Annotated in this window: 19 protein-coding genes and 1 pseudogene; 14 read left to right on the top strand and 6 right to left on the bottom strand. The window is 41.4% G+C overall.

Translation table 11 applies throughout. The annotated features are described in order from the left end of the window. Positions 1-37: 37 nt before the first annotated feature. Both ACB088_RS13765 and ACB088_RS13760 read right to left on the bottom strand, forming a co-directional pair. Positions 38-1,240 carry an acetate/propionate family kinase gene (locus ACB088_RS13765; protein ID WP_375037237.1) on the bottom strand — a complete coding sequence of 401 codons (1,203 nt, stop codon included), beginning with the start codon at positions 1,238-1,240 and terminating at the stop codon, positions 38-40. Next, positions 1,222-1,342: pseudogene (locus ACB088_RS13760) on the bottom strand (hypothetical protein). The gene ACB088_RS13765 and the pseudogene ACB088_RS13760 overlap by 19 nt, the downstream one beginning before the upstream one ends. Positions 1,343-1,995: 653 nt before the next feature. Here ACB088_RS13760 and edd point away from each other — a divergent pair. The 4 genes from edd (at position 1,996) to ACB088_RS13740 (ending at position 6,576) form a co-directional block, all read left to right on the top strand. Then, a complete protein-coding gene (gene edd, locus ACB088_RS13755; RefSeq protein WP_307011865.1) occupies positions 1,996-3,843 on the top strand; it encodes a phosphogluconate dehydratase in 1,848 nt (615 codons plus the stop codon). A gap of 29 nt (positions 3,844-3,872) precedes the next feature. After that, positions 3,873-4,502, top strand: a complete 630-nt coding sequence (gene eda / locus ACB088_RS13750) for a bifunctional 4-hydroxy-2-oxoglutarate aldolase/2-dehydro-3-deoxy-phosphogluconate aldolase (RefSeq protein WP_205469913.1) — start codon at positions 3,873-3,875, stop codon at positions 4,500-4,502. Between the two features lie 185 nt (positions 4,503-4,687). After that, on the top strand, positions 4,688-6,046 hold the full coding sequence (locus ACB088_RS13745; protein ID WP_005036945.1) for a gluconate:H+ symporter: 1,359 nt from the start codon (positions 4,688-4,690) through the stop codon (positions 6,044-6,046). A gap of 17 nt (positions 6,047-6,063) precedes the next feature. Next, positions 6,064-6,576, top strand: coding sequence for a gluconokinase (locus ACB088_RS13740; protein WP_005036944.1), 513 nt, complete (start codon positions 6,064-6,066; stop codon positions 6,574-6,576). 46 nt (positions 6,577-6,622) lie between these two features. Here ACB088_RS13740 and ACB088_RS13735 read toward each other — a convergent pair whose 3' ends face one another. Continuing rightward, the gene (locus ACB088_RS13735) at positions 6,623-6,811 is read right to left on the bottom strand and encodes a hypothetical protein (protein WP_199990123.1); all 189 of its coding nucleotides are present in this window, start codon (positions 6,809-6,811) and stop codon (positions 6,623-6,625) included. Between ACB088_RS13735 and ACB088_RS13730 the strand changes: the two genes are divergently transcribed. Beyond that, positions 6,739-8,367 (top strand): NADP-dependent glyceraldehyde-3-phosphate dehydrogenase, encoded by a 1,629-nt coding sequence (locus tag ACB088_RS13730; RefSeq protein ID WP_375037236.1) that lies wholly within the window; start codon positions 6,739-6,741, stop codon positions 8,365-8,367. The two genes, ACB088_RS13735 and ACB088_RS13730, sit on opposite strands and share 73 nt — an antisense overlap. Positions 8,368-8,489: 122 nt before the next feature. Here the strand turns inward: ACB088_RS13730 and ACB088_RS13725 are convergent, their stop codons facing one another. After that, the gene (locus ACB088_RS13725; protein ID WP_092707454.1) at positions 8,490-9,755 is read right to left on the bottom strand and encodes a glutamate-5-semialdehyde dehydrogenase; all 1,266 of its coding nucleotides are present in this window, start codon (positions 9,753-9,755) and stop codon (positions 8,490-8,492) included. A gap of 299 nt (positions 9,756-10,054) precedes the next feature. Here ACB088_RS13725 and ACB088_RS13720 point away from each other — a divergent pair, with 299 nt between their 5' ends. Next, positions 10,055-11,368 carry an alpha/beta fold hydrolase gene (locus ACB088_RS13720; RefSeq protein WP_375037235.1) on the top strand — a complete coding sequence of 438 codons (1,314 nt, stop codon included), beginning with the start codon at positions 10,055-10,057 and terminating at the stop codon, positions 11,366-11,368. A gap of 56 nt (positions 11,369-11,424) precedes the next feature. On the opposite strand, the gene ACB088_RS13715 is transcribed toward ACB088_RS13720, so the two are convergent. Beyond that, positions 11,425-12,267 carry a class I SAM-dependent methyltransferase gene (locus ACB088_RS13715; RefSeq protein ID WP_199990055.1) on the bottom strand — a complete coding sequence of 281 codons (843 nt, stop codon included), beginning with the start codon at positions 12,265-12,267 and terminating at the stop codon, positions 11,425-11,427. Positions 12,268-12,561: 294 nt separating this feature from the next. Beyond that, positions 12,562-13,581 carry a beta-N-acetylhexosaminidase gene (nagZ, locus tag ACB088_RS13710; protein ID WP_375037234.1) on the bottom strand — a complete coding sequence of 340 codons (1,020 nt, stop codon included), beginning with the start codon at positions 13,579-13,581 and terminating at the stop codon, positions 12,562-12,564. A 192-nt stretch (positions 13,582-13,773) separates the two neighbouring features. Here nagZ and ACB088_RS13705 point away from each other — a divergent pair, with 192 nt between their 5' ends. The 8 genes from ACB088_RS13705 (at position 13,774) to ACB088_RS13670 (ending at position 21,763) form a co-directional block, all read left to right on the top strand. Beyond that, positions 13,774-15,957, top strand: a complete 2,184-nt coding sequence (locus ACB088_RS13705) for a carboxy terminal-processing peptidase (RefSeq protein WP_133747619.1) — start codon at positions 13,774-13,776, stop codon at positions 15,955-15,957. 139 nt (positions 15,958-16,096) lie between these two features. After that, complete coding sequence (locus tag ACB088_RS13700; RefSeq protein ID WP_375038811.1) at positions 16,097-17,386, top strand: glycosyltransferase family 4 protein; 1,290 nt, start codon at positions 16,097-16,099, stop codon at positions 17,384-17,386. 24 nt (positions 17,387-17,410) lie between these two features. After that, the gene (locus ACB088_RS13695) at positions 17,411-17,962 is read left to right on the top strand and encodes a phosphatase PAP2 family protein (RefSeq protein ID WP_375037233.1); all 552 of its coding nucleotides are present in this window, start codon (positions 17,411-17,413) and stop codon (positions 17,960-17,962) included. 99 nt (positions 17,963-18,061) lie between these two features. After that, the gene (gene iscX, locus ACB088_RS13690) at positions 18,062-18,262 is read left to right on the top strand and encodes a Fe-S cluster assembly protein IscX (RefSeq protein WP_375037232.1); all 201 of its coding nucleotides are present in this window, start codon (positions 18,062-18,064) and stop codon (positions 18,260-18,262) included. Between the two features lie 113 nt (positions 18,263-18,375). After that, a complete protein-coding gene (ndk, locus tag ACB088_RS13685; RefSeq protein WP_003654870.1) occupies positions 18,376-18,807 on the top strand; it encodes a nucleoside-diphosphate kinase in 432 nt (143 codons plus the stop codon). Positions 18,808-18,930: 123 nt separating this feature from the next. Continuing rightward, positions 18,931-20,166: a 23S rRNA (adenine(2503)-C(2))-methyltransferase RlmN gene (rlmN, locus tag ACB088_RS13680; protein WP_375037231.1), complete on the top strand. Its 1,236-nt coding sequence runs from the start codon at positions 18,931-18,933 to the stop codon at positions 20,164-20,166. 14 nt (positions 20,167-20,180) lie between these two features. After that, positions 20,181-20,981: a type IV pilus biogenesis/stability protein PilW gene (gene pilW / locus ACB088_RS13675; RefSeq protein WP_003654874.1), complete on the top strand. Its 801-nt coding sequence runs from the start codon at positions 20,181-20,183 to the stop codon at positions 20,979-20,981. Further along, on the top strand, positions 20,972-21,763 hold the full coding sequence (locus ACB088_RS13670; protein ID WP_375037230.1) for a helix-turn-helix domain-containing protein: 792 nt from the start codon (positions 20,972-20,974) through the stop codon (positions 21,761-21,763). The genes pilW and ACB088_RS13670 overlap by 10 nt, the downstream gene beginning before the upstream one ends. Positions 21,764-21,768: the final 5 nt, after the last annotated feature.

The raw sequence follows: 21,768 nt of genomic DNA, 5'->3' as shown, positions 1-21,768 counted from the left end.
ATAAATAAATGAGTATCAAGTTTTCACAAAGATCTGATTAAGCAAGGCTTGCTACAGATGCGGTATTTTCTGCTGCTTCAACAACCTGACGAGTTTCTTTGGCAATTCGACCTTCTTCGTCTGTTGGAATGACCCAAATTTGTGGACCTGTTCCATTGTCGATTCGGCCTTCAGTGCCACGTTTTAAGTTGTTGTTTTGATCTTTGTCGAGCTGCAAACCAAAATGAGGTAAATACGCTAAAGTTTTTTCACGAATATATGCCGAGTTTTCACCAATACCACCTGTGAAAATGAGGCCGTCTAAAGTTGGTAAACCACAGCTAAGTGCAGCAAGTGATTTTGCAAGGCGATAACTAAACACTTCAATTGCAAGGCAAGCATCTTCATTGCCAATTTCTGCTGCTTCAATGACTGTACGCATGTCGTTAGACAATTGCGATAAACCAAGTAAGCCACTTTCGTTATTTAAAACTTTATCAATTTTAGCCAAATCCCAACCAAGATTTTTAGCAAGGAAACTATGTAAGCTTGGGTCGACATCACCACTACGAGTTCCCATCACCACACCTTCAAGTGGAGTAAGGCCCATAGAAGTATCAACACTTTGTCCGTTCCATACTGCACAAGTTGAACTGCCGTTTCCTAGATGCGCTGTTAACCAACCACCTTTTTTCAGATTGCCTGCAAGTTCACTTGCTCGGTCAGACACATAGGCATGGCTTGTACCATGGAAGCCATAACGACGGACGTTATGTTCGGTATATAAGAACTTAGGAATTGCATAACGGTAGGCATGCGGTGGCATGGTTTGATGGAATGCGGTGTCGAAGACTGCAACTTGAGGTAATTCAGGAAATAGGCGTACGGTTGCGTCAATACCGATTAAATGTGCTGGATTGTGAAGCGGAGCTAAAGGCGTCGCAGCACGAATACGTTCAATAATTTCAGGAGTGAGTAATTCGGCTTTAGTTAAACTACCGCCGTGTACAACACGATGTCCGATTGCTTGCGGTTTATAGTTGGCAAGACGTGCAAGTAAAGTTTCTAAAGCTTTGGCATGGTCAGCATAAGGGATAGCAAGTTCAAGTGGTTCACCACCAACTGTCACTCCCTTAATACGAGCGTCAGCAGCTCCCAAGTTTTCTGCTAAACCGTAAATACGATCTTCACGACGTTCTGAAACTAGAGCATATTTAATAGATGAAGAGCCGCAATTGATAACTAATACTGATGTAGCCACGTTGAAATACCCACGTCCTGATTTAAAATAGTTTTCCTAACTTCCTGTTCAAAATGTATTATTTTTCAGATACAGGTTGAACGGGTTGTCATGTTTTAACATGTGTTGTTTTTCTGTCCAAGATAGACTTTAGCCCATTAGACTTAAGCACTATCGACCATCAAATTATTTGTAACTAATATTTATCCACTATAAACCTTAATCACTGTATTCCTTGTTTTTTTATAAGGATGCAAACGATTTTTTTGTATACATTTATGAAAAGTAAGCTTGAATCAAATTTTATTTTAAATGTTGGGTATTGATTCTTTATTAAGAAGGCTGAAGTCTCTTTAATTAAATTTGAAAAATATATTACAAATAATATACGTAATTGAAATTAAGAATTAATAGTAGGAATGAGAATTATAAAGAATAAAACATAGGCTTATTAGAACTAAAAAATAGTATGAAAAGCTTATTATCTAGATGTTGTTAAATGTATTTCATAATATTGATATTACGATATTTTTACCATAATTTCTGAAGTTAAGTTTAAGCATAAATAATCGAGATTTTAAATAGGTTTTTGGTCTAAAACCTAAGCTTACTATGCCTTTAAGGCTTGTGCTGAGGCCATTACAGCAGTATTGACTGGGGTTGCATGTCGCTTTTCGCCTGAATAATATTATTCATCCTTTTTCAAATGATCAGAAAATATATCATTTGGTTTATTTTTATTTTCCGGCTTATCCGGTTGTACAGGAGCGTCCTGCATGGACTTGCCGAATCCCATACTGGCAAAAGTTACCGAGCGCGTAATTGCGCGTAGTCAAAAAACTCGTTCTGCATATTTACAACGTATTGAACATGCACAAGGCAAATTTCCAGCTCGTGGTGCACTCTCATGTGCCAATCTGGCTCATGGTTTTGCCAGCATGGAAGATAATGAAAAATTAATTATTAAAGTAGGCCGTGAGCCAAATATTGGCATTGTATCTTCATATAACGAAATGCTCTCGGCACATGCACCCTATAAAACATTTCCAGATCTAATTAAAACAGCCGCTCGTGAAAATGGTGGTGTAGCGCAATTTGCTGGCGGTGTGCCAGCGATGTGTGACGGTATTACTCAAGGTAATGCTGGCATGGAACTATCATTGTTCTCTCGTGAAACGATTGCAATGAGCACTGCGATTGCACTGTCTCATAACATGTTTGACGCAGCACTATGTCTGGGTGTTTGCGACAAGATTGTGCCAGGATTATTGATTGGTGCTTTGCAGTTTGGCTATTTACCTACCATTTTTGTGCCTGCAGGCCCAATGACAAGTGGTTTATCTAATGACGATAAAGCCAAAATCCGTCAGCAGTTCGCAACAGGTGAAGTTGGGCGCGATGCCTTGCTTGAAGCTGAATCAGCAGCCTATCACGGACAAGGTACCTGTACGTTTTACGGTACAGCCAACAGTAATCAAATGCTCATGGAAGTGATGGGTTTACACCTTCCAAGTGCTGCATTTGTTCATCCTCACACACCGTTACGTGATGCACTCACCGCAGAAGCGGCGATTCGTGTACTTGATTTAACCGTTGAGCGTGGAAACTACACACCTATTGGTCATGTCGTTGATGAAAAAGCAATTATAAACGGCATTGTGGCGTTATTAGCCACAGGTGGATCAACTAACCATACTTTGCATCTTATTGCGATTGCTCGCGCGGCTGGCATCTTGATTGACTGGGATGACTTTGATGAATTGTCTGCCGTTGTTCCATTGTTAGCCAAAATCTATCCAAATGGTAAAGCTGATGTAAACCATTTTCAGGCTGCGGGCGGGGTTGCTTTCCTCATTCGTAATTTGCTTGAAGCTGGTTTATTGCATAACGATGTAACTACCGTTGCAGGTAAGGGTTTACACCATTACACCAAAGAACCAAAACTGATCGACGGTAAGCTCACTTGGGTCGATGGCGTGGTTCAAAGCCTTGATGACAAAGTTCTGCGTAGTTTCGATGAGCCATTCCAACCAGATGGTGGCTTGCGTTTAATGCAAGGGCGTTTAGGACGTGGTGTGATCAAGATCTCTGCCGTTGCTCCAGAACATCGTAAAGTTAAAGCACCTGCAATCGTGTTTGATTCTCAAGAAGCAGTGCAAGCTGCATTTGATCGTGGTGAGTTACACCGTGATTTCATTGCTGTTGTTCGCTTCCAAGGCGCGCGTGCGAATGGTATGCCAGAGCTACATCGTTTAACCCCTGTATTAGGTGTTTTACAAGATAAAGGCTTCCATGTGGCATTAGTAACTGATGGGCGTATGTCAGGTGCTTCAGGCAAAGTTCCAGCAGTGATTCATTTATCTCCAGAGGCTTTGTTGAACGGTCCGATTGCTAAAGTGCAAACGGGAGATATGTTGGTGATTGATGCTGAGGCTGGCGTACTCGATGTTGAGATAGATGAAGCTGTTTGGCAGTCACGCCCTGTTGCACAGCCAGAACATCAGGCAGAAAACGAAGTCGGCTTTGGTCGTGAATTATTTGGTGTGTTCCGTGCCGCTGCTGCACCAGCTGAGCATGGTGCTTCTGTGTTTGGTGCATTAGTTGGTGAAAGTGTTCAACCTTAGACTTTAATAATAATAGGAATAGAAAAGTAATGATTAAGATTGAAGATGTTGTTCAATTAGGACCCGTGATTCCGGTACTGGCATTTGATTCTGCCGAACAAGGTGAACATGTATCACGTGCTTTGCACACTGGTGGCGTAAAAGTATTGGAAATTACGTTGCGTACCGCTGCTGGCCTTGCTGCTATTGAGCGTGCGAGCCAGTTGGCTGATGACATTGTGGTCGGTGTAGGTACGATTACCAAGCCAGAACATTGTGCCCAAGCCAAAAAAGCTGGTGCTCAATTTGGTGTGTCACCGGGTTTGACTAAAGATTTACATTTGGCTGCGCAAGATGCCGGTTTGCCTTTGTTGCCGGGTGTGATGACGCCAAGTGACCTGATTCAGGCAATTGAATTAGGTTATGAGATTGTGAAGTTCTTTCCAGCTCAGCAAGCGGGTGGAGTAGAGATGCTAAAAGCATTCTATGGTCCATTTCCAAACCTACGTTTTTGCCCTACAGGTGGCATTACTGTAGAGACAGCTCCAGATTTCTTGAAGCAACCGAATGTGGTGTGTGTTGGTGGTTCGTGGTTAACACCGAAAGCGGCAGTTGCTTCACAAGATTGGGCGGAAATTACTCGCTTGGCACAATTGGCTAGTCAGTTGAGAACATTGTAAATGTAATCAATATTTATAAAAAATGAAGCGCGTTTGATGTGCTTTAGAGCTTATGTCGATATGACCAGTAGTGATGCTGGTCATACCTAAATATAAAAAATTAGTGTCTCAACAGTAGGAATTATCCTGGTTGAAGACCTTTATTTGGGCTTAGCCTAGATAGTTACTCCAAGGAGAAATGTCACATGGAGACGGTTCAGGGTGGCATGTTGCTTATCTATACTGTAATCGCGATTATTGCATTGGTTGTCATGATCGCGAAGTTCAGAATTTATCCATTTCTAGTTCTTATTATTGTTTCACTCGGTTTAGCCTTAGCTGTTGGCATGCCAATGGGTGATATTGTTAAGTCATATGAAGCCGGTACCGGTAAAACCTTGGGTCACCTTGCGATTGTAATCGCACTCGGAACAATGCTCGGTAAAATGATGGCCGAGTCGGGCGGCGCAGAGCGAATAGCAATTACTTTAATTAAATGGTTCGGTGAGAAAAATATTCACTGGGCCATGATGTTCATTGCCCTTATTGTGGGGCTGCCCGTATTTTTCGAAGTTGGCTTCGTACTCCTTATTCCAATTGCTTTTAACATTGCCAAAAGAACGGGCAAGTCGTTATTAGTGGTAGGTTTGCCGATGGTTGCGGGTTTGTCCGTTGTGCATGGTTTGATTCCACCACATCCAGCAGCATTGTTGGCAGTACAGGCATATCACGCCGATATTGGTAAAACGATTGCCTACAGCTTATTAGTGGGCGTACCAACGGCGATTGTTGCAGGGCCGTTGTATGCATTATGGATCAACAAATATGTCAAATTGCCTGAGAACAATCCATTGTTTAAGCAATTTGTTGAGGTAGATAAGAAAGAAACTCGTGAGCTACCAAGCTTTGGAATTACCTTATTTACGATTATGTTGCCTGTCGTATTAATGTTAATCGGAAGTTGGGCTGATCTTTTCTTTGCACCACAAACTTTCGCAAACGACTTACTACGTTTCATTGGTACTTCTGATATCGCATTGCTTATTGCCGTACTGGTCAGCTTTATTACTTTTGGTACGATGCAGGGCTTTAACCGTGAACAGATCGAAAAATTCTGTGGCGGTTGTTTGGCTTCTATTGCCGGAATCATGTTGATTGTCGGTGCTGGTGGTGGTTTTGGCGGCATTTTACGTGACAGTGGTATTTCTAATGAGATCGTTTCTACAGCCTTGAAGGCAAATTTGTCACCGTTATTGTTGGGCTGGTTAGTTGCAGCATTGATTCGTTTAGCAACAGGGTCGGCAACAGTCGCTATGGCTACTGCTTGTAGTATTGTCGCTCCGATTGCAGCTACAGCTGGTGTCGTCGTTAGACCGGAACTTTTAGTACTTGCCACAGGTTCAGGTTCATTAGTTTTCTCCCATGTAAATGATGCAGGATTTTGGTTAATCAAAGAATATTTTGGTATGACAGTAGGGCAGACACTCAAAACTTGGTCAGTATTAGAAACCATTATTTCGGTGTTGGGTTTGTCTTTCACGCTACTTCTTAGCACTATTTTATAATTAGAGGTAAGTAATCCATGATTGTGATTGCAATGGGTGTCTGTGGAACAGGCAAAACACTGATTGGTGAGTTGCTGTCGGAGCATTTGGCTTGTGAGTTTCTCGATGGAGATACACTGCATTCGACTGCAAATAAAAGCAAGATGAGTCAGGGTATTCCTTTAACGGATGAAGATCGCATGCCTTGGTTACACGCGATTCGTAAAGCTATTGAAGAGAAACAGCAGGCGGGTGAGACCGCAGTGTTTACTTGTTCTTCACTCAAGCGGGTCTACCGAGATATTTTACGCGGACATGACCAGAATGTGCAGTTTGTATATTTAAAAGGGTCATATGAGTTGTTAAAACAGCGTCTTGCTGAGCGAGCGGGCCATTTTTTCGACCCTTCTTTATTGCAGACTCAGCTTGATACTTTAGAAGAGCCTGATGTTCATGAGGCAATTACGATTGATATCGCATTGACACCTGAACAAATAGTTGTGCAGGTCATGCAGAAACTAGGGGTAACTGACAGTGTGTGTCGGGGTTAACCTCATTTAGAAACATTGCAAAGTCTTGATTGATTTGTGGTGCGGCTCAAGCAAGGTGAATACCAGTAATGGTACTGGTATTCACAGGAACAAGGTCTGATCGTAGCGGGCTCGGTTCGAATATATAAATACATAAATATATAAAACTTGGAGATAACAAGAATGAGTCATTCAAATAATTTGCAGCAGAAATTTCCCGTAGTAGATAGTATTCCTGAGAACGTGCGTCTGCCATCCCAGATTCATCAGCGTGTCTCATTAGTAGATGGTGAGCTGAAGTTGTGGGCTGGTGCAACCAAGAAAACATTGTCCCCAATCTGGACTCAGCAGTCTGATGGTAGTTTGCAGCAAGTTGAGCTTGGCAGTTATCCAATCATGGGTGAGAAGGAAAGCGACGAAGCGCTAGAAGCGGCAGTACGGGCCTACAACAATGGTCGTGGTGAATGGCCAATGATGAAAGTTGGTGAGCGCATCGCCTGTATGCAGAATTTCATTCAGCGTATGGTGGAGCAGCGAGACCTGATTGTTAAACTGATCATGTGGGAAATTGGCAAGAGCTTGGCTGACTCTGAGAAAGAATTTGACCGCACTGTCACCTATATGCGTCAAACGATTGATGCCCTGAAAGACCTAGACAATGCCAACTCCCGCTTTGTGATTGCTGAAGGTACCATTGGTCAAATCCGTCGTACCCCGTTGGGCGTAGTGTTGTGTATGGGACCATACAACTACCCGCTGAATGAAACCTTTGCTACTCTGATTCCGGCTATGCTAATGGGCAATACCATCGTCTTCAAACCACCTCAATTTGGTACCTTGTTGTTTGAACCATTGCTGGAAGCATTCCGTGAATCATTCCCGAAAGGTGTGATCAATACCATCTATGCGCCAGGCTCACTGGTGGTGCCGCATCTGTTGGCATCTGGAAAAATCAACGTATTGGCGCTGATTGGTTCTAGCAAAGTGGCCGATTACTTGAAAAAGCAACATCCTAAATCTCACCGGCTACGTGCGATTTTGGGGCTGGATGCGAAGAATGCTGCCATTATTCTGCCGGATGCCGACTTAGATTTGACCGTGAAAGAGTGTCTGCTGGGGGCATTGTCATTCAATGGTCAGCGTTGTACTGCGCTCAAAATGCTGATGGTACATCGCTCGATAGCCGATGAATTTGTTAACCGCTTAACGGCTGAACTGGCCAAGCTGAAAGTGGGTATGCCGTGGGAAAAAGGTGTATTTATTACTCCGCTGCCAGGCATGCACCGTACGGCCTACATGACTGAAGTCATTGAAGATGCCGTGGCTAAAGGGGCAAAAGTGGTTAATGTAGAAGGTGGTGAATTCTGCAAAACTATGTTCTATCCAGCCGTAGTTTATCCAGTGACTGAAGGCATGAGACTGTATCGTGAAGAACAGTTTGGTCCAGTGGTACCTGTCTCTGTTTATGATGACATTGAAACTGTGCTGGAATATGTCACTACTTCTGATCATGGTCAGCAGGTGAGTATTTTTGGTAGTGACCCTGAGCAAATTGGTCATTTGGTTGACCCGCTGGTCAATCAGGTTTGTCGTGTGAATATTAATTGTCAGTGCCAACGTGGTCCAGATGTGTTTCCATTTGGTGGTCGTAAAGATTCTGCGGAAGGTACACTGTCTGTGCATGATGCGCTGCGTGCATTCTCTATTCGTTCTATGATTGCTGCTAAACAGACTGATGACAGTAAAGGTATGCTGGCCTCTATGGTGTCTGAGCACTATTCTAAATTTGTGAATACCGATTTTATTTTCTAAGTGGTATGTGCTTAAAAAAACCAGCCATCGGGCTGGTTTTTTTTGATTGTAAAATTTGAATAATAAAATAAACAAAAACGCCTGATATTGATCAGGCGTTTTTGTTTGGAATAATAGATTGATTATTGACGAATCTGACCGTCACCTAACACAATCCATTTTTGAGAAGTTAAACCTTCTAAACCAACCGGACCACGTGCATGAATTTTATCTGTAGAGATACCAATTTCTGCACCTAAGCCATATTCAAAGCCATCAGCAAAACGAGTCGAAGCATTGACAACCACTGAACTCGAATCTACACGAGCCAAGAATTGACGTGCCAAACTATAATTTTCGGTCACAATCGCATCGGTGTGATGTGAACCATATTTGTTGATATGGTCAATTGCTTCGTCTAAACCACTAACAACTTTAATTGCAAGAATTGGCCCTAAATATTCGGTATACCAATCTTCTTCCGTTGCAGCTTTAACAGATGGGCCTAAAATTCGGCGTGTTTCTGGGCAGCCACGAAGCTCAACTTGCTTTTCTGCATAAAGTTCGGCAATGCGTGGTAAGAAAACGTCTGCAATTCTTTCATCAACAAGCAGAGTTTCCATCGCATTACAAACACCATAGCGATGAGTTTTTGCATTCAATGTAATAGGTAAGGCTTTGTGGAGATCTGCTTGTGCTTCGACAAATACATGACAGTTACCATCAAGATGCTTAATAACAGGAATACGTGCTTCATTCGTTACACGCTCAATTAAGCTTTTACCACCACGTGGAACAATGACATCCACATATTCAGCCATGGTAATAAGATGGCCAACTGCTGCACGATCAGGCGTATCAATTACTTGCACTGAATGTTCAGGTAAACCTGCTACTTTTAAGCCATGCTTAATGGCTTCTGCAATTGCTTTATTCGACTCAAGCGCTTCTGAACCACCACGTAAAATAATGGCATTGCCCGATTTGATGGCTAAAGATGCTGCTTCTAGCGTGACATTTGGGCGCGATTCGTAAATCATCCCAACGACCCCTAGAGGTACGCGCATTTTGCCAATTTGAATACCTGTTGGGCGGTATGCAAGATCAGTAATTTCCCCAATAGGATCGACAAGCGCGATCACATCTTTTAAACCTTGCAACATTCCTTTAAAACGTGCGGGCGTAAGTTCAAGACGATCAAGCAATGCGCTATCGAGCTGATTGCTACGACCTTTATCCATGTCCACTTGATTCGCTGCCAAGATTGCTGCCTGATTATTTTCCAAAGCAGTATAAATAGCAGAGAGTGCATGATTTTTAAGCGAGGTAGAAGCACTTGTTAAGACGCGTGAGGCGTCACGTGCTTGTTGCCCGACTTTTTGCATATATTGTTCAATTGAATCTTGCATAGCCGTTTTTAATCGTTTACCAATGACTACGATAGTAGCAGTCAAATGCGGAACAATGAATGGCTTTTTTTGAAAAATGTGACCGCCATAAAAAAACATTTAAATATTTTGCAAACTATTAGCGACTTAAACAAGATGAGCGGTCATTTGAGCGATTGCGTATATTTCACACAATTGTTTAGAATGTTATTGTGCAATACAAACTAATACAAAATTTAAAGTTTTGTGCATAAAAGATTACGTGTTCAAGAAGGAACTCTTGCAGCATAAAAAAATTACAGCAAGGAGGAAGCAAGGATATGAATTCCATTATTCAAATGGATTCGGAGATCAACCAAGCTTATGCCGGTTTTGGCTTTTTCGATATCTACCATAGAGATAGTTTTAAACAACCTGCTCGTACAACATGGATTGACGGCTGGAAGATTGAATATATGGCGATTGCCGATCCAAAAACGATTCACAATACGCCAATTGTGATTGTGGGCGGTGCTTTCCAGAATTTTAATTCTTATAAATATTGTGTTGAACAATTGTTTGAAAGCGGTCCGGTAATCTTAATTGATTTACCTTCTATGGGCGCAAATCAGCAAATTACCAATCGGGATACAGGAGTATCTGCGGGTACTTTAGAGCTACCTGATTTATCTAAAATGTTGGGACGCTGGCTGGATATTGTTGGACTACAGAAAGTTTCCGTTATGGGAATGTCTTTGGGGTCAGTAATCGCATCTTGCTTTGCTTATCATCGTCCAGAATTAATGGACCGCATGATTTTGATGGGTGTTATGCAAAAGACCCGAAAAAGTTGGCGAATGATTTTGGAAGAGTCTCTTAAGCTCATGCAAGAAAACCGCATGGAAGAGTTTGGGCAAGCTGTGATTTTGTATTTGGTGAATCATGCAAAATTAGATAAGACCCGCATGTCGCCTACAGCTAAAAAATTATTTTTTAGGCAAATGGCTGAGTTTACAGGCACAGAGCGAGAGCGTTATGAAATTAACTGTAATCGTCTTTTGCGTTTAACCGATGTGCCAATTCCAGCATGTAAAACTCTCGTTGCTGCAGGGCAGTACGATAGTTTTACTTTGCCTCATGAAAATGCAAATTTTGCTTTGCAATGTCCAGATATGGAATTTGCACTTATTGCAAATGCTGACCATGTACCTCAGTTGCAACGCCGTAAAGAAACTATGAGTTTGTTCACCACTTTCTTGAAAGGGGAATCTATCCAAAATCTGGATGGAATTATTCCTATGACACGTGAACAAATAGCGAAGATGGAGCGTCGTGGTGAAGAGCGGGTTCGGGTTTTACAGCCAAAAACTCAACTTACTCACCGAGAGTTTGATGTACGGGTACCGGTGACGATCGTTGATGTCACATTCTTTGGTATGTATTTAAAAATGGATGATGTTTCGAAGCTGGATTTTGTAAATGAACATCCACGTGATTTAGCACTGCATTTAGAAGATGAAGAGGGTACTTTTTCAATTGAATGTTTAATTTTTGAAAGTACAGAGCAGGGAATTCGAGCTTTATTTAAGCATGGCAGTTTTGAACTTGCTGATCGTTTAAGTCGTTTTATTGCTCGTCAAAAACAAACTGTTTAATCTATTCCTTATAGTTGGAAGCTCGTAATTTTCGAGCTTCCAATTTTTTATGCTTATTATTTTGTTTGGCTGTGGATTATCCAGACAAGATCACCTAAATGTTGCTCATGATCATCGGAAGGAACTTGCCCAAAAAATATTTGTGGTTGTTCAACTGTGACTTGTTGAAACCCCGCATCTTTAAAAAAATCCTGCACTTCTTGAGGACTTTTAAAATGAAAACTAAAGGAACTACGGGACATTAATTTAAGTAGCTTACTACTGTTCCAGATCAGGGTCGCCAGTTTGTTTTTAATTGGTTCAGGGTACAGATCCGTTAAATAGTGGAACGTTTTAAAAGCAGTACCGTAGTGCGCGATCGATTGAATGAGTTGTTTTAATAAATCTTTATCAAAATAGTTAATTAAACCTTCACTAATTACAACCAATGGGCGGTTCGGGTCAAACACTTCAAATGCTTGTGCAAAGGCTTCTGTAAATAAATCAACTGATAAAATTTCAGGCGCATTTTTTTCAATTTGCTGAAGTGCATTTTGTTTGGTTTGTGCCATATCGGGTAAATCAAGCTCCCGATAGGTAATTGAAGGGTAATGCTGTCTAAACCACCATCCACGAGGGGACAGGCCACATGCTATTTCAAGGACTTGTAGATCAGGATTTTCTTGAATTAACTTCTCTAAATGATGGTCAAGCATGGTATGGCGTTGTTTGAGCGTAGTGCGCATGCTGCCACCCACATATTTCTCGGCCCAAGATTCTATTGGGTGAACCAAATACGCCAGTGATTTTCCTTTAGCTGTAGCAAGTGCTTCGTGAGAGATCCCCATTTGGTACCAGATATAGCCGGTATAGTGTGCAGTAAAAGAAATATGGCGGTGTTTAGAAAGTTGTTGTGTCATTCGTCCTGAACTCGGTTTATTGTTTTTCTGTGATCTTAATTGCCTGACTATAAGATCTTGTATTGAAATTATGTCATTTAAGCTTACTAGTACATCACGGCGGAGTTTTACTGTGTAAATGTTTCATTTCGGGAGTAACCTTCGGTTCGACCTACTTTTGTTTTGGCAAAAGTAGGCAAAACCATTGTCATCTGCAAAACCTGTTAGATGCATCCCTCTGTCTTATATATTGCAAATACAATACTTATTTAAGAACTACGCAGGTTGCAGATGACGCTTCCACGTATCCATAATTTAGAATGAATTTTTAAACTCTTCAATGGCTGTTTTGACAGCTTGCCACTCATCTCCTAGCGATAAGGTTTCACCAATCTGAATTGGTGGAATTTGACCGCGCATACGTTCTAAGCGTTCTTGGTTTGGTAGAGCAAGTTTTTCGATACCTTCTAGTGCTGTGCATGCCGCATCACGGTCGTTACACACAAGCCCCATATCACAACCCGCAGAAAGCGCGGCTTGAATACGTGCATCCGCGCCACCTGCTACACATGCAGCTTGCATAGTTAAGTCGTCAGAGAAAAGTACACCATCAAACTTCAAACGGTTGCGTAGAACTTCTTGAATCCAGAAAGGTGAAAAACCAGCTGGATTTGGGTCAATCTGATCATAAATCACATGTGCTGGCATGAGTGCATCAAGCTGAGGCATGAGCTTGATAAAGCTTTGCATGTCATGATTATAGATTTCGTCATAGCTACGGCTGTCAATTGCTGCTGCAACATGTGAATCTGCTTTCACTGAACCATGGCCTGGGAAGTGCTTGCCCGTATTTGCCATTCCTGCTTTTTTCATGCCTTGCATAAATGCGCCAGCAAGAGGTGCGATATCCTCAATATTTTTAGAGAAACCTCGGTCACCAATGACGTCACTAATTGCATTAAGGTCTAAAACTGGTGCAAAACTAAAATCGATGCCGACTGCAAGGACTTCGGTTGCCATGAGCCAACCACACTGTTCAGCTAGCTCAAGTGCTTTTTGAGGTTGGGTAATATAAAGTTCACCAAAACGGCCCATGGCCGGTAATAAGGTGAAACCAGATCTTAGGCGCTGAACTCGACCACCTTCTTGGTCGACAGCAATTAAAATATCTGGACGAATTTGACGCATGTGGTCTGTTAAAGCACGCACTTGTTGCGGAGATTCAATATTTCGTGCAAATAAAATCATGCCACCGACTTGCGGAGCGCGTAATAGTTCAATATCTTCTTGAGTAAGTTCTGTGCCGGCGATATCCAGCATCAATGCGCCAATCATATTGGTTCCATTTGAATTTTGATTGAAAAACAATAAGCGAATTTTGCAATGTTTTGCTACATTTTGTCAGTACAGAATATGATAAAACTACACGGTATAAACAATTTAGTTGGTTAAGATTTTGAATCTGCTTAGTTCATATCGAAAACAGAGCATGTAAGATAGGAACACCCAAGGAAGTATTAAAAATTTATGAAACTTCAAACTATAGCTTGTGCAGTAGCGATCGCGACTGGCGGTTTATTCTTCTCTCATACGATGAATGAAGCGAGAGCAGCAACGAATACTGCTGTGGTTTCTCAATCGATCCAGCCAACGCAAGAGCAGGCTTTGGTAGCCCGCCAACTGGCAACTTTAGTTGATCGCCAACATTATTTGAATATGCGTTTGGATGCGACAACATCAAATCGTATTCTCGATATGTATTTAGATAACCTTGATCCAGATCACTCACTATTTTTAGACGCTGAAGTTCAAAATTATAAAAAACTATATGGTTCAAATTTTGGCGCTTCATTAAAAGCGGGGAACTTAACAGGGCCATTTGCTATTCATCAGCAATATCGTGAACGCTTAAAACAATTTTATGAGTTCATGTTGGCTGAGTTGAAACAACAGCAAAATTTAAAACAGCCAAATAGCTATATTGAAGTTGATCGTGAAAAAGCACCGTATTTTAAAACGACGGCTGAGCAACAAAACCACTGGCGTAAAATGCTGGTTTCGCAGCTAATCAACTTAACCATTAGTCGTGAAGAAGAGCAGGCTAAACAAAAAGCGCTTAAAGAAAACCCTTCACTTGCTGATGGTCAAGACTTAACAGGCCCAGAAGATTTAACGCCAGCTCAGACCTTAACTAAACGTTATACACGTCAGCTTGAAAGAATTAGTCGTGTGAAAAGCGATGATGTGTTGGACAAAACATTAAATGCAATGTTGGCGACCTATGATCCACATAGTAACTATTACCCGCCAATTGATGCGATAGAATTGAATCGCCAAACGACCTTGCAACTAGAAGGCATTGGTGTATCGATTCGTCCAGAGCGTGGAAATGAAGATTACACCAAGATTGAAACCATTGTAGAAGGCGGTCCTGCTAGTAAGTCTGGTCAAGTGAAATCAGGAGATCGAATCGTTGGTGTCGCCCAAGAAGGCGAGAAAATGATTGATGTGGTTGGTTGGTCAAGTTCTGAAATTGTTGGACTCATTCGTGGTAAACGCGGAACGAAAGTAACATTAAAACTTCTTGGTGCTGGTGCATCAATGAGTCAGGCACGTAATGTGACCTTAGTGCGTGATGTCATTCAAGAAGAAGATGCTGGTGTTCGTTCACGCACAGTTGAAGTGACACGTGATGGTAAAAAGCACGTATTGGGCGTAATCGAAATTCCATCATTCTATTTTGACTATCGTTCACGTCGTGCTGGTCAACAGTACCGTTCAGTTTCGGAAGATACTGCAAATGCTTTTGAAGCCTTAAAAGCGAAGAAAGTAGAAGGTATTATTATTGACTTACGTAATGACCCAGGTGGTTCATTAGAAGAAGTTGCACGTATGTTGGGTCAAGTGATTAAGTCTGGTCCAGTGGTACAAATTCGTGATGGCAATGGCAACGTAAGTGTTTTTGAAGACAACGACGGGGGTCAACAAATTTACACTGGCCCTCTTGCTGTAATGGTGAACTTAGCGTCAGCGTCAGCTAGTGAGATTTACTCTGCTGCAATCCAAGACTATGAGCGCGGTATTATTATTGGTAGTACAACAACTGGTAAGGGTACAGCTCAGGTACAACTTGATACTCTGGCATACGGTCAAGCGACTTTAACTCAGCGTAAGTTCTACCGTATTACCGGTGGTAGTACACAAAATAAAGGTGTAGTGCCAGACATTAAACTTGTCGATATCTATAACGAAGAGTTTGGTGAACGTAAATCGAAGAATGCGTTGAAGTGGGATACGATTCCGACTGCACCGTTTAAGCGTGAAGGTTCTGTTCAGCCATATGTCGCGAAGTTGTCTCAGTCTTCTGAACAACGTGTTGCTGTCGATCCTCAGTTTAAATATTTAAATAAACGTACTGCGATTGCTAAGGTTACAAGTGAGCAAAAGCAAGTCGTACTTGATATTGATAAACGCCGTGCAGAATTGCTTGGTTTAGAGAAACAGACTCTAGATGCAGAAAATGAACGCCGTGCAGCAAGTGGACAAAAGCCTTTTGCAAATTGGGAAAGCTATCAAGCTTCATTAGATGCTCTAGCTGAATCTCGCGCTAAAATGAAAGCATCGCAACGTCCTGCATTGCCAGAAGAAGAAACTTTTGTGACTGAAGCTGCCAATGTACTCATGGACTATGCAAAATTGCAAAATCGCTAAGCGTTATTAAGTTCTAAGAGAAAAGCATACTGTCATCAGTGTGCTTTTTTTTATTTTTCATGTCAGTAAACTGTCATGCATTTATCATCAAAGTGTCAAAAAAACTGCTTAATCTTTAAGCATGAAAATAAATACATTGATGGATGGCGCTATGCAAAGCTCATACGCGACAGCACTATTAAAACAACAGCAACTTCCTGAAAGCTTCCAATTCTATTTTAAACAAAAGCAGCAGTTGTCTAATACCCACTCATTACATGAGTTGGTTCGCCCGCGTTTAAAAATTGCGATTGTTACCGAAACATGGCCACCTGAAATTAATGGTGTGGCACTTTCATTATTACAGTTATGCCAAGGCTTACAAAAGCAGGGGCATAAGATTTTACTGATTCGCCCAGAACAAAAAGCAAAATGTCATGACTTTACACCAGAGCAAGAATGTCTGGTCATGTCGCAAGCGATTCCAAAATATCCAACATTACAGTTTGGTTGGCCACAATATTTAAAAGTATCGAAAGCTTTTGAAAAGTTTGTGCCAGATGTAGTCCACATTGTGACAGAAGGGCCTTTAGGTTTAACTGCCATGCAGGCCGCAAAAGCAAAAGCTATTCCGGTTTCTAGCGGCTTTCATTCACCCTTTCAAGATTTTAGCCGATTCTTTGATTTGGCTTTTTTAGTTAAACCGATTCAAAAATACCTGTGCTGGTTTCACAACAATACTCAAGTGACCTGTGTGCCGAGTAAAGATACACAAGAAGCATTACGAGGTTTCGGTATTACGTGTCCACTGGTTGTTGTTGGGCGCGGCGTAGATACGACAAGGTTTTCACCAAAGCACCGTTCTGAAAGTTTGCGAAAGCAATGGGACGCCGATGAGAATACTCGCGTTATGCTTTATGTGGGACGTTTGTCGCCTGAAAAAGAAGTGCAAGTGCTGATTGAAAGTTATGCCAACTTACAAACTGTTCAGCCACATAAAACTAAGTTAGTTATTGTGGGAGATGGCCCAGATTTTGCTCGCTTAAAGTCATTGCCTGAAGCGAAGGGCGTTATCTTTACCGGAAGTCTGAGAGGTCAAGATTTGGCGGCTGCCTATGCGAGTGCAGATGTATTCGTATTTGCGAGTCAAGTTGAAACGTTTGGTAACGTAGTTTTAGAGGCAATGGCAAGCGGTTTGCCAGTTATCGCGTATGATTATGCATGTGCACATCAATACTTAACCCATGGTGTGAATGGCTGGTTAAACCCACTTGGACAAAAAAGCCACTTTATACAACAAATTTATCAGCTTCCTTCAGTACAACAACTTAGAGAAATGGGCGTACAAGCCTGTCATAAAGTACAGCAAAGCGGTTGGCAACTTCCGGTTCAGCAATTGGAGCAGGCATTTTATCAGGTAGTGAAGGAGCCCTCTGTGGACTTCACCTAAGTATCCTAAAATAGGAGAATGACCATGAAATTTAAGAATGCAAAAATAAAAATACTCGATTTAGATTTGAGAGGCTGTTTATATCTTAACAATTTCTCTCACTCACAACGTGTTGCCCTTTTTTTCAAAATCATCAGTCGTGTGGGTGATGGACCATTTTGGTATCTCATGCTGGCAATCGTGTGGTGGATGCAAGGCATCACCTATAGCCTGCAAATCATCTACTTATTACTGGGTGGTTCTGTTGGGACGGCAATCTATAAATTTTTAAAACATAAAACAACGCGACCTCGTCCTTATCAGGTGCATCAGGTGATTGTGCTCGGTGAGAGACCACTCGATCATTTCAGCTTTCCATCTGGCCATACGCTTCATGCCGTGATGGTCACGATTGTCTTGGGCTATATCCAGCCAGTCCTGCTTGCTGCGATGTTTCCTTTTATGGTTCTCGTAGCATTGTCTCGTATGGTGCTTGGTCTACATTACCCAAGTGATGTTATTGTAGGGGCTTTAATTGGTGCTGCTGTGGCAAGTTTAATTATTTTTGCTGCACCTTTATTGAACATCGCTTTATAAGCATCGGTAATTTTTATCAGCTTAAGCTAACGATTAGGTTTGTGGATTTGCTAAAGTACACAGTTCGTGATTTAGCAGATTAAACAGATAGGAGCCGCTATGGGCTTACGTTGGACAGATACGATTGATATTGCCATTGAATTGTCAGAAGCACATCCAGAAGTTGATCCGCAATGGATTCGTTTTACCGATTTACATGCATGGGTATGTGCTTTACCAAATTTTAATGATGACCCGAATAAATCGACAGAAGGATTGCTAGAAGGGATTCAAATGGCCTGGATAGACGAAGTTCGCTAAAAACAGTAGAAAAAATCGCAACTTTTACACATACAAAGCTGATTATTGCCTATGACATCGGTATAATGCGGCAAATTTTTTAAAGTTTAAATCTTAAAATAAAGGAGCCACTCATGGCTATTGAACGTACTTTGTCTATCGTAAAACCTGATGCAGTGTCTAAAAACCACATCGGTGATATTTTTGCTCGTTTTGAAAAAGCGGGTTTAAAAATTGTTGCGACTAAAATGAAACACCTTTCTCAAGCTGATGCTGAAGGTTTCTATGCTGAGCATAAAGAACGTGGTTTCTTTGGTGACTTAGTTGCATTCATGACTTCTGGTCCAGTTGTAGTATCTGTTCTTGAAGGCGAAAATGCAGTTCTTGCACACCGTGAAATCTTAGGCGCTACAAACCCTAAAGAAGCAGCTCCTGGCACTATCCGTGCTGACTTTGCTGTAAGCATCGACGAAAACGCTGCTCACGGTTCTGACTCAGTTGCTTCTGCAGAGCGTGAAATTGCTTACTTCTTTGCTGACAACGAGATCTGCCCACGCACTCGTTAATCGAAAGCATTCAAACCAGATAAGTGGTATACTACTTATCTGGTTTTTTTATTCTCCCAAGAGAATATTGTTTGATTCTTGAACAATATCTTCAGTTTTTTGACATGGTTTAGGTAAATACACATGAGTTCTGCAGAGGTCGTTTCATCTGAAAATCTTGATGGACAGCAGCAATCTTCGTCCACGCTGGTAATCCCTGCTGCCGAAAATAAAGTGAATTTACTCGGCATGTCTCGTACTGAATTAGAAAAATTCTTTGAAGACATTGGTGAGAAAAAGTTTCGTGCCGGACAAGTCATGAAATGGATGCATCAATATTTCATTACTGATTTTGCTGAAATGACCAATATTTCAGGAAAATTACGTGAGAAGCTTGAAAAGATTTGTGAAATCAAGGCGCCTGAAGTTGTTCACCGTCATTATTCAAAAGATGGCACACGTAAGTGGGTTTTTCGCGTGGGTGATGGTGCAGGGTCTTTGGTTGAAACGGTATTAATTCCTGCTGAAGATAAAACAGGCTTGCGCAAAACTTTGTGTATTTCGTCACAAGTAGGTTGTGCATTGGATTGTTCATTTTGTTCAACAGGTAAACAAGGTTTCCAACGTGATTTAACGCCAGATGAAATCATTGGACAACTCTGGATGGCAAACTATTCTTATATGGAAGAAGTGCCTGTTGCCGAGCGCGAGCGTTCAGTGACCAATGTCGTGATGATGGGTATGGGTGAGCCATTGCTCAACTATGATGCCGTATTAAGCTCAATGCAGATTATGCTTGATGACTTTGCCTATGGCATGTCTAAGCGTCGTGTGACTTTGTCAACGTCAGGTGTTGTACCGAAAATTGACCAACTTGCAAAAGACATTGATGTTGCTTTAGCAATTTCTTTACATGCACCAAACGATGAATTACGTAACGAATTAGTGCCAATTAATAAAAAATATCCATTGGCTCAGTTAATTGCAGCATGTCAGCGTTATATTGCCAAAGATGGTAATGAAAGTTCACGTAAACATGTGACCATTGAATATGTGATGTTGGAGGGTGTAAATGATCATCCTGAACATGCACAGCAAATGATTAAATTATTAAAAAACTTACCAAGTAAAATTAATTTAATTCCATTTAATCCGTTCCCGCATGCGCCATATGGTCGCTCAAGCCGAAATCGAATTATCTCGTTCCAAAAAACTTTGTCTGATGCTGGATTTGTGTGTACGATTCGTCAAACACGTGGTGATGATATTGACGCTGCATGTGGACAGTTAGTCGGTCAAGTGGCTGATAGAACTCGTCGTGCTGAACAGTGGCAGAAAAAAGTCACTCAGCGACAAGAGATTTTGCGGACACAAGGATAAATTGAGGGCAGGCTTTGAGTACTCCAAAGTTAAAAACGGTATTTTGTATGGGAGTTGCAGTTGCGCTTTTGGCAAGTGGTTGCCAGACAACGCATACGCAAAAAAAAGACCCAGAAAAAGCGGTAAAGGTGCGTACACAACTTGCTGCTGAACATATCCGTTCAGGTGACTTGGATTCGGCAAAGCGAGCTCTTGATCAAGCTTTAAGTGTAGATAGCCGTGATGCAACGGCAAATATGATGATGGGTATTTTACTACAGCAAGAAGGTAGTAAGCCGAACTTAGAAAAAGCAGAACATTATTTTAAACGAGCAATTTCATCTGAACCAGATAATGCTCAAGCACATAATAACTATGGTACTTATTTATACCAAATGGAACGCTATAATGATGCGATCGAGCAATTTCGTATTGCTGGTACAACATTAGGTTATGACCAACGCTATCAGGCGTTAGAAAATCTGGGGCGTATTTATTTAAAATTGGGTGATGTTGCGAATGCTGAAAAAACATTCAAGCAATCACTCCTTGCTAACCGCGACTCTTATATTTCAATGTTAGAGTTAGCGGAAATTTTTTATTTGCAGCAGCAGATTCCGGCTGCTACACAAATGTATGAGCAATATGTTCGTACAGTGGGGCAGAAAAATCAGGGTGCAAGAGCACTTTGGATTGGTGTAAGAGTGGCTCGAGCCAATGCGGATAAAATGGGAATGCAAGTGTTAGTAAACCAATTACGTGCCTTGTTCCCGGAAAGTCCAGAATATCAACGTTATTTGCAATTACAGTATAGTACTGAGGCCGTATGGAAATAAATCCTAATTCACAGCAGCCAACTGGCTCAAGCTTACCGACTTCTGCTTTAGGAAATATTCAACGTCCTGGTGAGTATTTACGTCAAATTCGAGTTGCTCAGAATAAAGAGTTAGGGCAAGTTTCTTCAGATTTAAACATGCCGGTTAAAACTCTAACCGCTTTAGAGCAAGATGATTATAAGTCATTGCCAGAAGCGACTTTTATCAAGGGTTATTACCGTTCATATGCAAAATATCTAAATACAGATGCGACGGCAATTATTCAGCGCTTTGATGAGATTTATGCAAATGATACCGGGCTTTTACCAAACCATGCTTTAAATAACTCACCGATTAAAATCATGGGTAAACTCCCAGGTTCTAATAGTGATCGTAATAAGAAGTGGTTAAAGCGTGCACTGCTTGCAATTTTGGTTGTTGCTGTTGTGTCATTGATTGTTATGGGTATTCAAAAATGGACTTCAAAGAAAGAAGATGTTGATTTACCTAAAGTAAATCAATCTAATGTTGAAGTTTTACCTATGAAAGGAAATGCCACCTCAACAGTGGGTGATCAATTGGTGCTAAACTTTAACCGACCAACTTCTGTTCATATTGTTGATGCAACAGGTAAAGTTTTGGCGACAGGTCGTCAGTCATCAACTTTAAATTTAAATGGTGAGTCTCCATTTCAGATTCGTCTTGATGATGCAACTGCTGTGTCATTAAGTTTAAACCAAGAACAGATTTCATTGTCTCCATATACGGTAAACGGTAAAGCTGAATTCCGTTTATCCCGCTAATACCA

Source organism: Acinetobacter sp. RW6 (genome assembly GCF_041956835.1).
GTDB classification, from domain to species: Bacteria; Pseudomonadota; Gammaproteobacteria; order Pseudomonadales; family Moraxellaceae; genus Acinetobacter; species Acinetobacter calcoaceticus.
Note: the sequence above shows the minus strand (reverse complement) of the source record. Positions and strands in the feature narration are given on the sequence as shown.

Excerpts from the sequence above, each read along its gene's own strand:
- ndk (WP_003654870.1), top strand. The coding sequence starts at position 18,376 with ATGGCTATTGAACGTACTTTGTCTATCGTAAAACCTGATGCAGTGTCT.
- ACB088_RS13740 (WP_005036944.1), top strand. The coding sequence starts at position 6,064 with ATGATTGTGATTGCAATGGGTGTCTGTGGAACAGGCAAAACACTGATT.
- iscX (WP_375037232.1), top strand. The coding sequence starts at position 18,062 with ATGGGCTTACGTTGGACAGATACGATTGATATTGCCATTGAATTGTCA.
- eda (WP_205469913.1), top strand. The coding sequence starts at position 3,873 with ATGATTAAGATTGAAGATGTTGTTCAATTAGGACCCGTGATTCCGGTA.
- ACB088_RS13720 (WP_375037235.1), top strand. The coding sequence starts at position 10,055 with ATGAATTCCATTATTCAAATGGATTCGGAGATCAACCAAGCTTATGCC.
- ACB088_RS13735 (WP_199990123.1), bottom strand. The coding sequence starts at position 6,811 with ATGGCAGACGCACGTTCTCAGGAATACTATCTACTACGGGAAATTTCT.
- edd (WP_307011865.1), top strand. The coding sequence starts at position 1,996 with ATGGACTTGCCGAATCCCATACTGGCAAAAGTTACCGAGCGCGTAATT.
- ACB088_RS13745 (WP_005036945.1), top strand. The coding sequence starts at position 4,688 with ATGGAGACGGTTCAGGGTGGCATGTTGCTTATCTATACTGTAATCGCG.
- ACB088_RS13695 (WP_375037233.1), top strand. The coding sequence starts at position 17,411 with ATGAAATTTAAGAATGCAAAAATAAAAATACTCGATTTAGATTTGAGA.
- ACB088_RS13725 (WP_092707454.1), bottom strand. The coding sequence starts at position 9,755 with ATGCAAGATTCAATTGAACAATATATGCAAAAAGTCGGGCAACAAGCA.
- ACB088_RS13705 (WP_133747619.1), top strand. The coding sequence starts at position 13,774 with ATGAAACTTCAAACTATAGCTTGTGCAGTAGCGATCGCGACTGGCGGT.
- ACB088_RS13700 (WP_375038811.1), top strand. The coding sequence starts at position 16,097 with ATGGATGGCGCTATGCAAAGCTCATACGCGACAGCACTATTAAAACAA.
- ACB088_RS13715 (WP_199990055.1), bottom strand. The coding sequence starts at position 12,267 with ATGACACAACAACTTTCTAAACACCGCCATATTTCTTTTACTGCACAC.
- rlmN (WP_375037231.1), top strand. The coding sequence starts at position 18,931 with ATGAGTTCTGCAGAGGTCGTTTCATCTGAAAATCTTGATGGACAGCAG.
- ACB088_RS13670 (WP_375037230.1), top strand. The coding sequence starts at position 20,972 with ATGGAAATAAATCCTAATTCACAGCAGCCAACTGGCTCAAGCTTACCG.
- nagZ (WP_375037234.1), bottom strand. The coding sequence starts at position 13,581 with ATGATTGGCGCATTGATGCTGGATATCGCCGGCACAGAACTTACTCAA.
- ACB088_RS13730 (WP_375037236.1), top strand. The coding sequence starts at position 6,739 with ATGAGTCATTCAAATAATTTGCAGCAGAAATTTCCCGTAGTAGATAGT.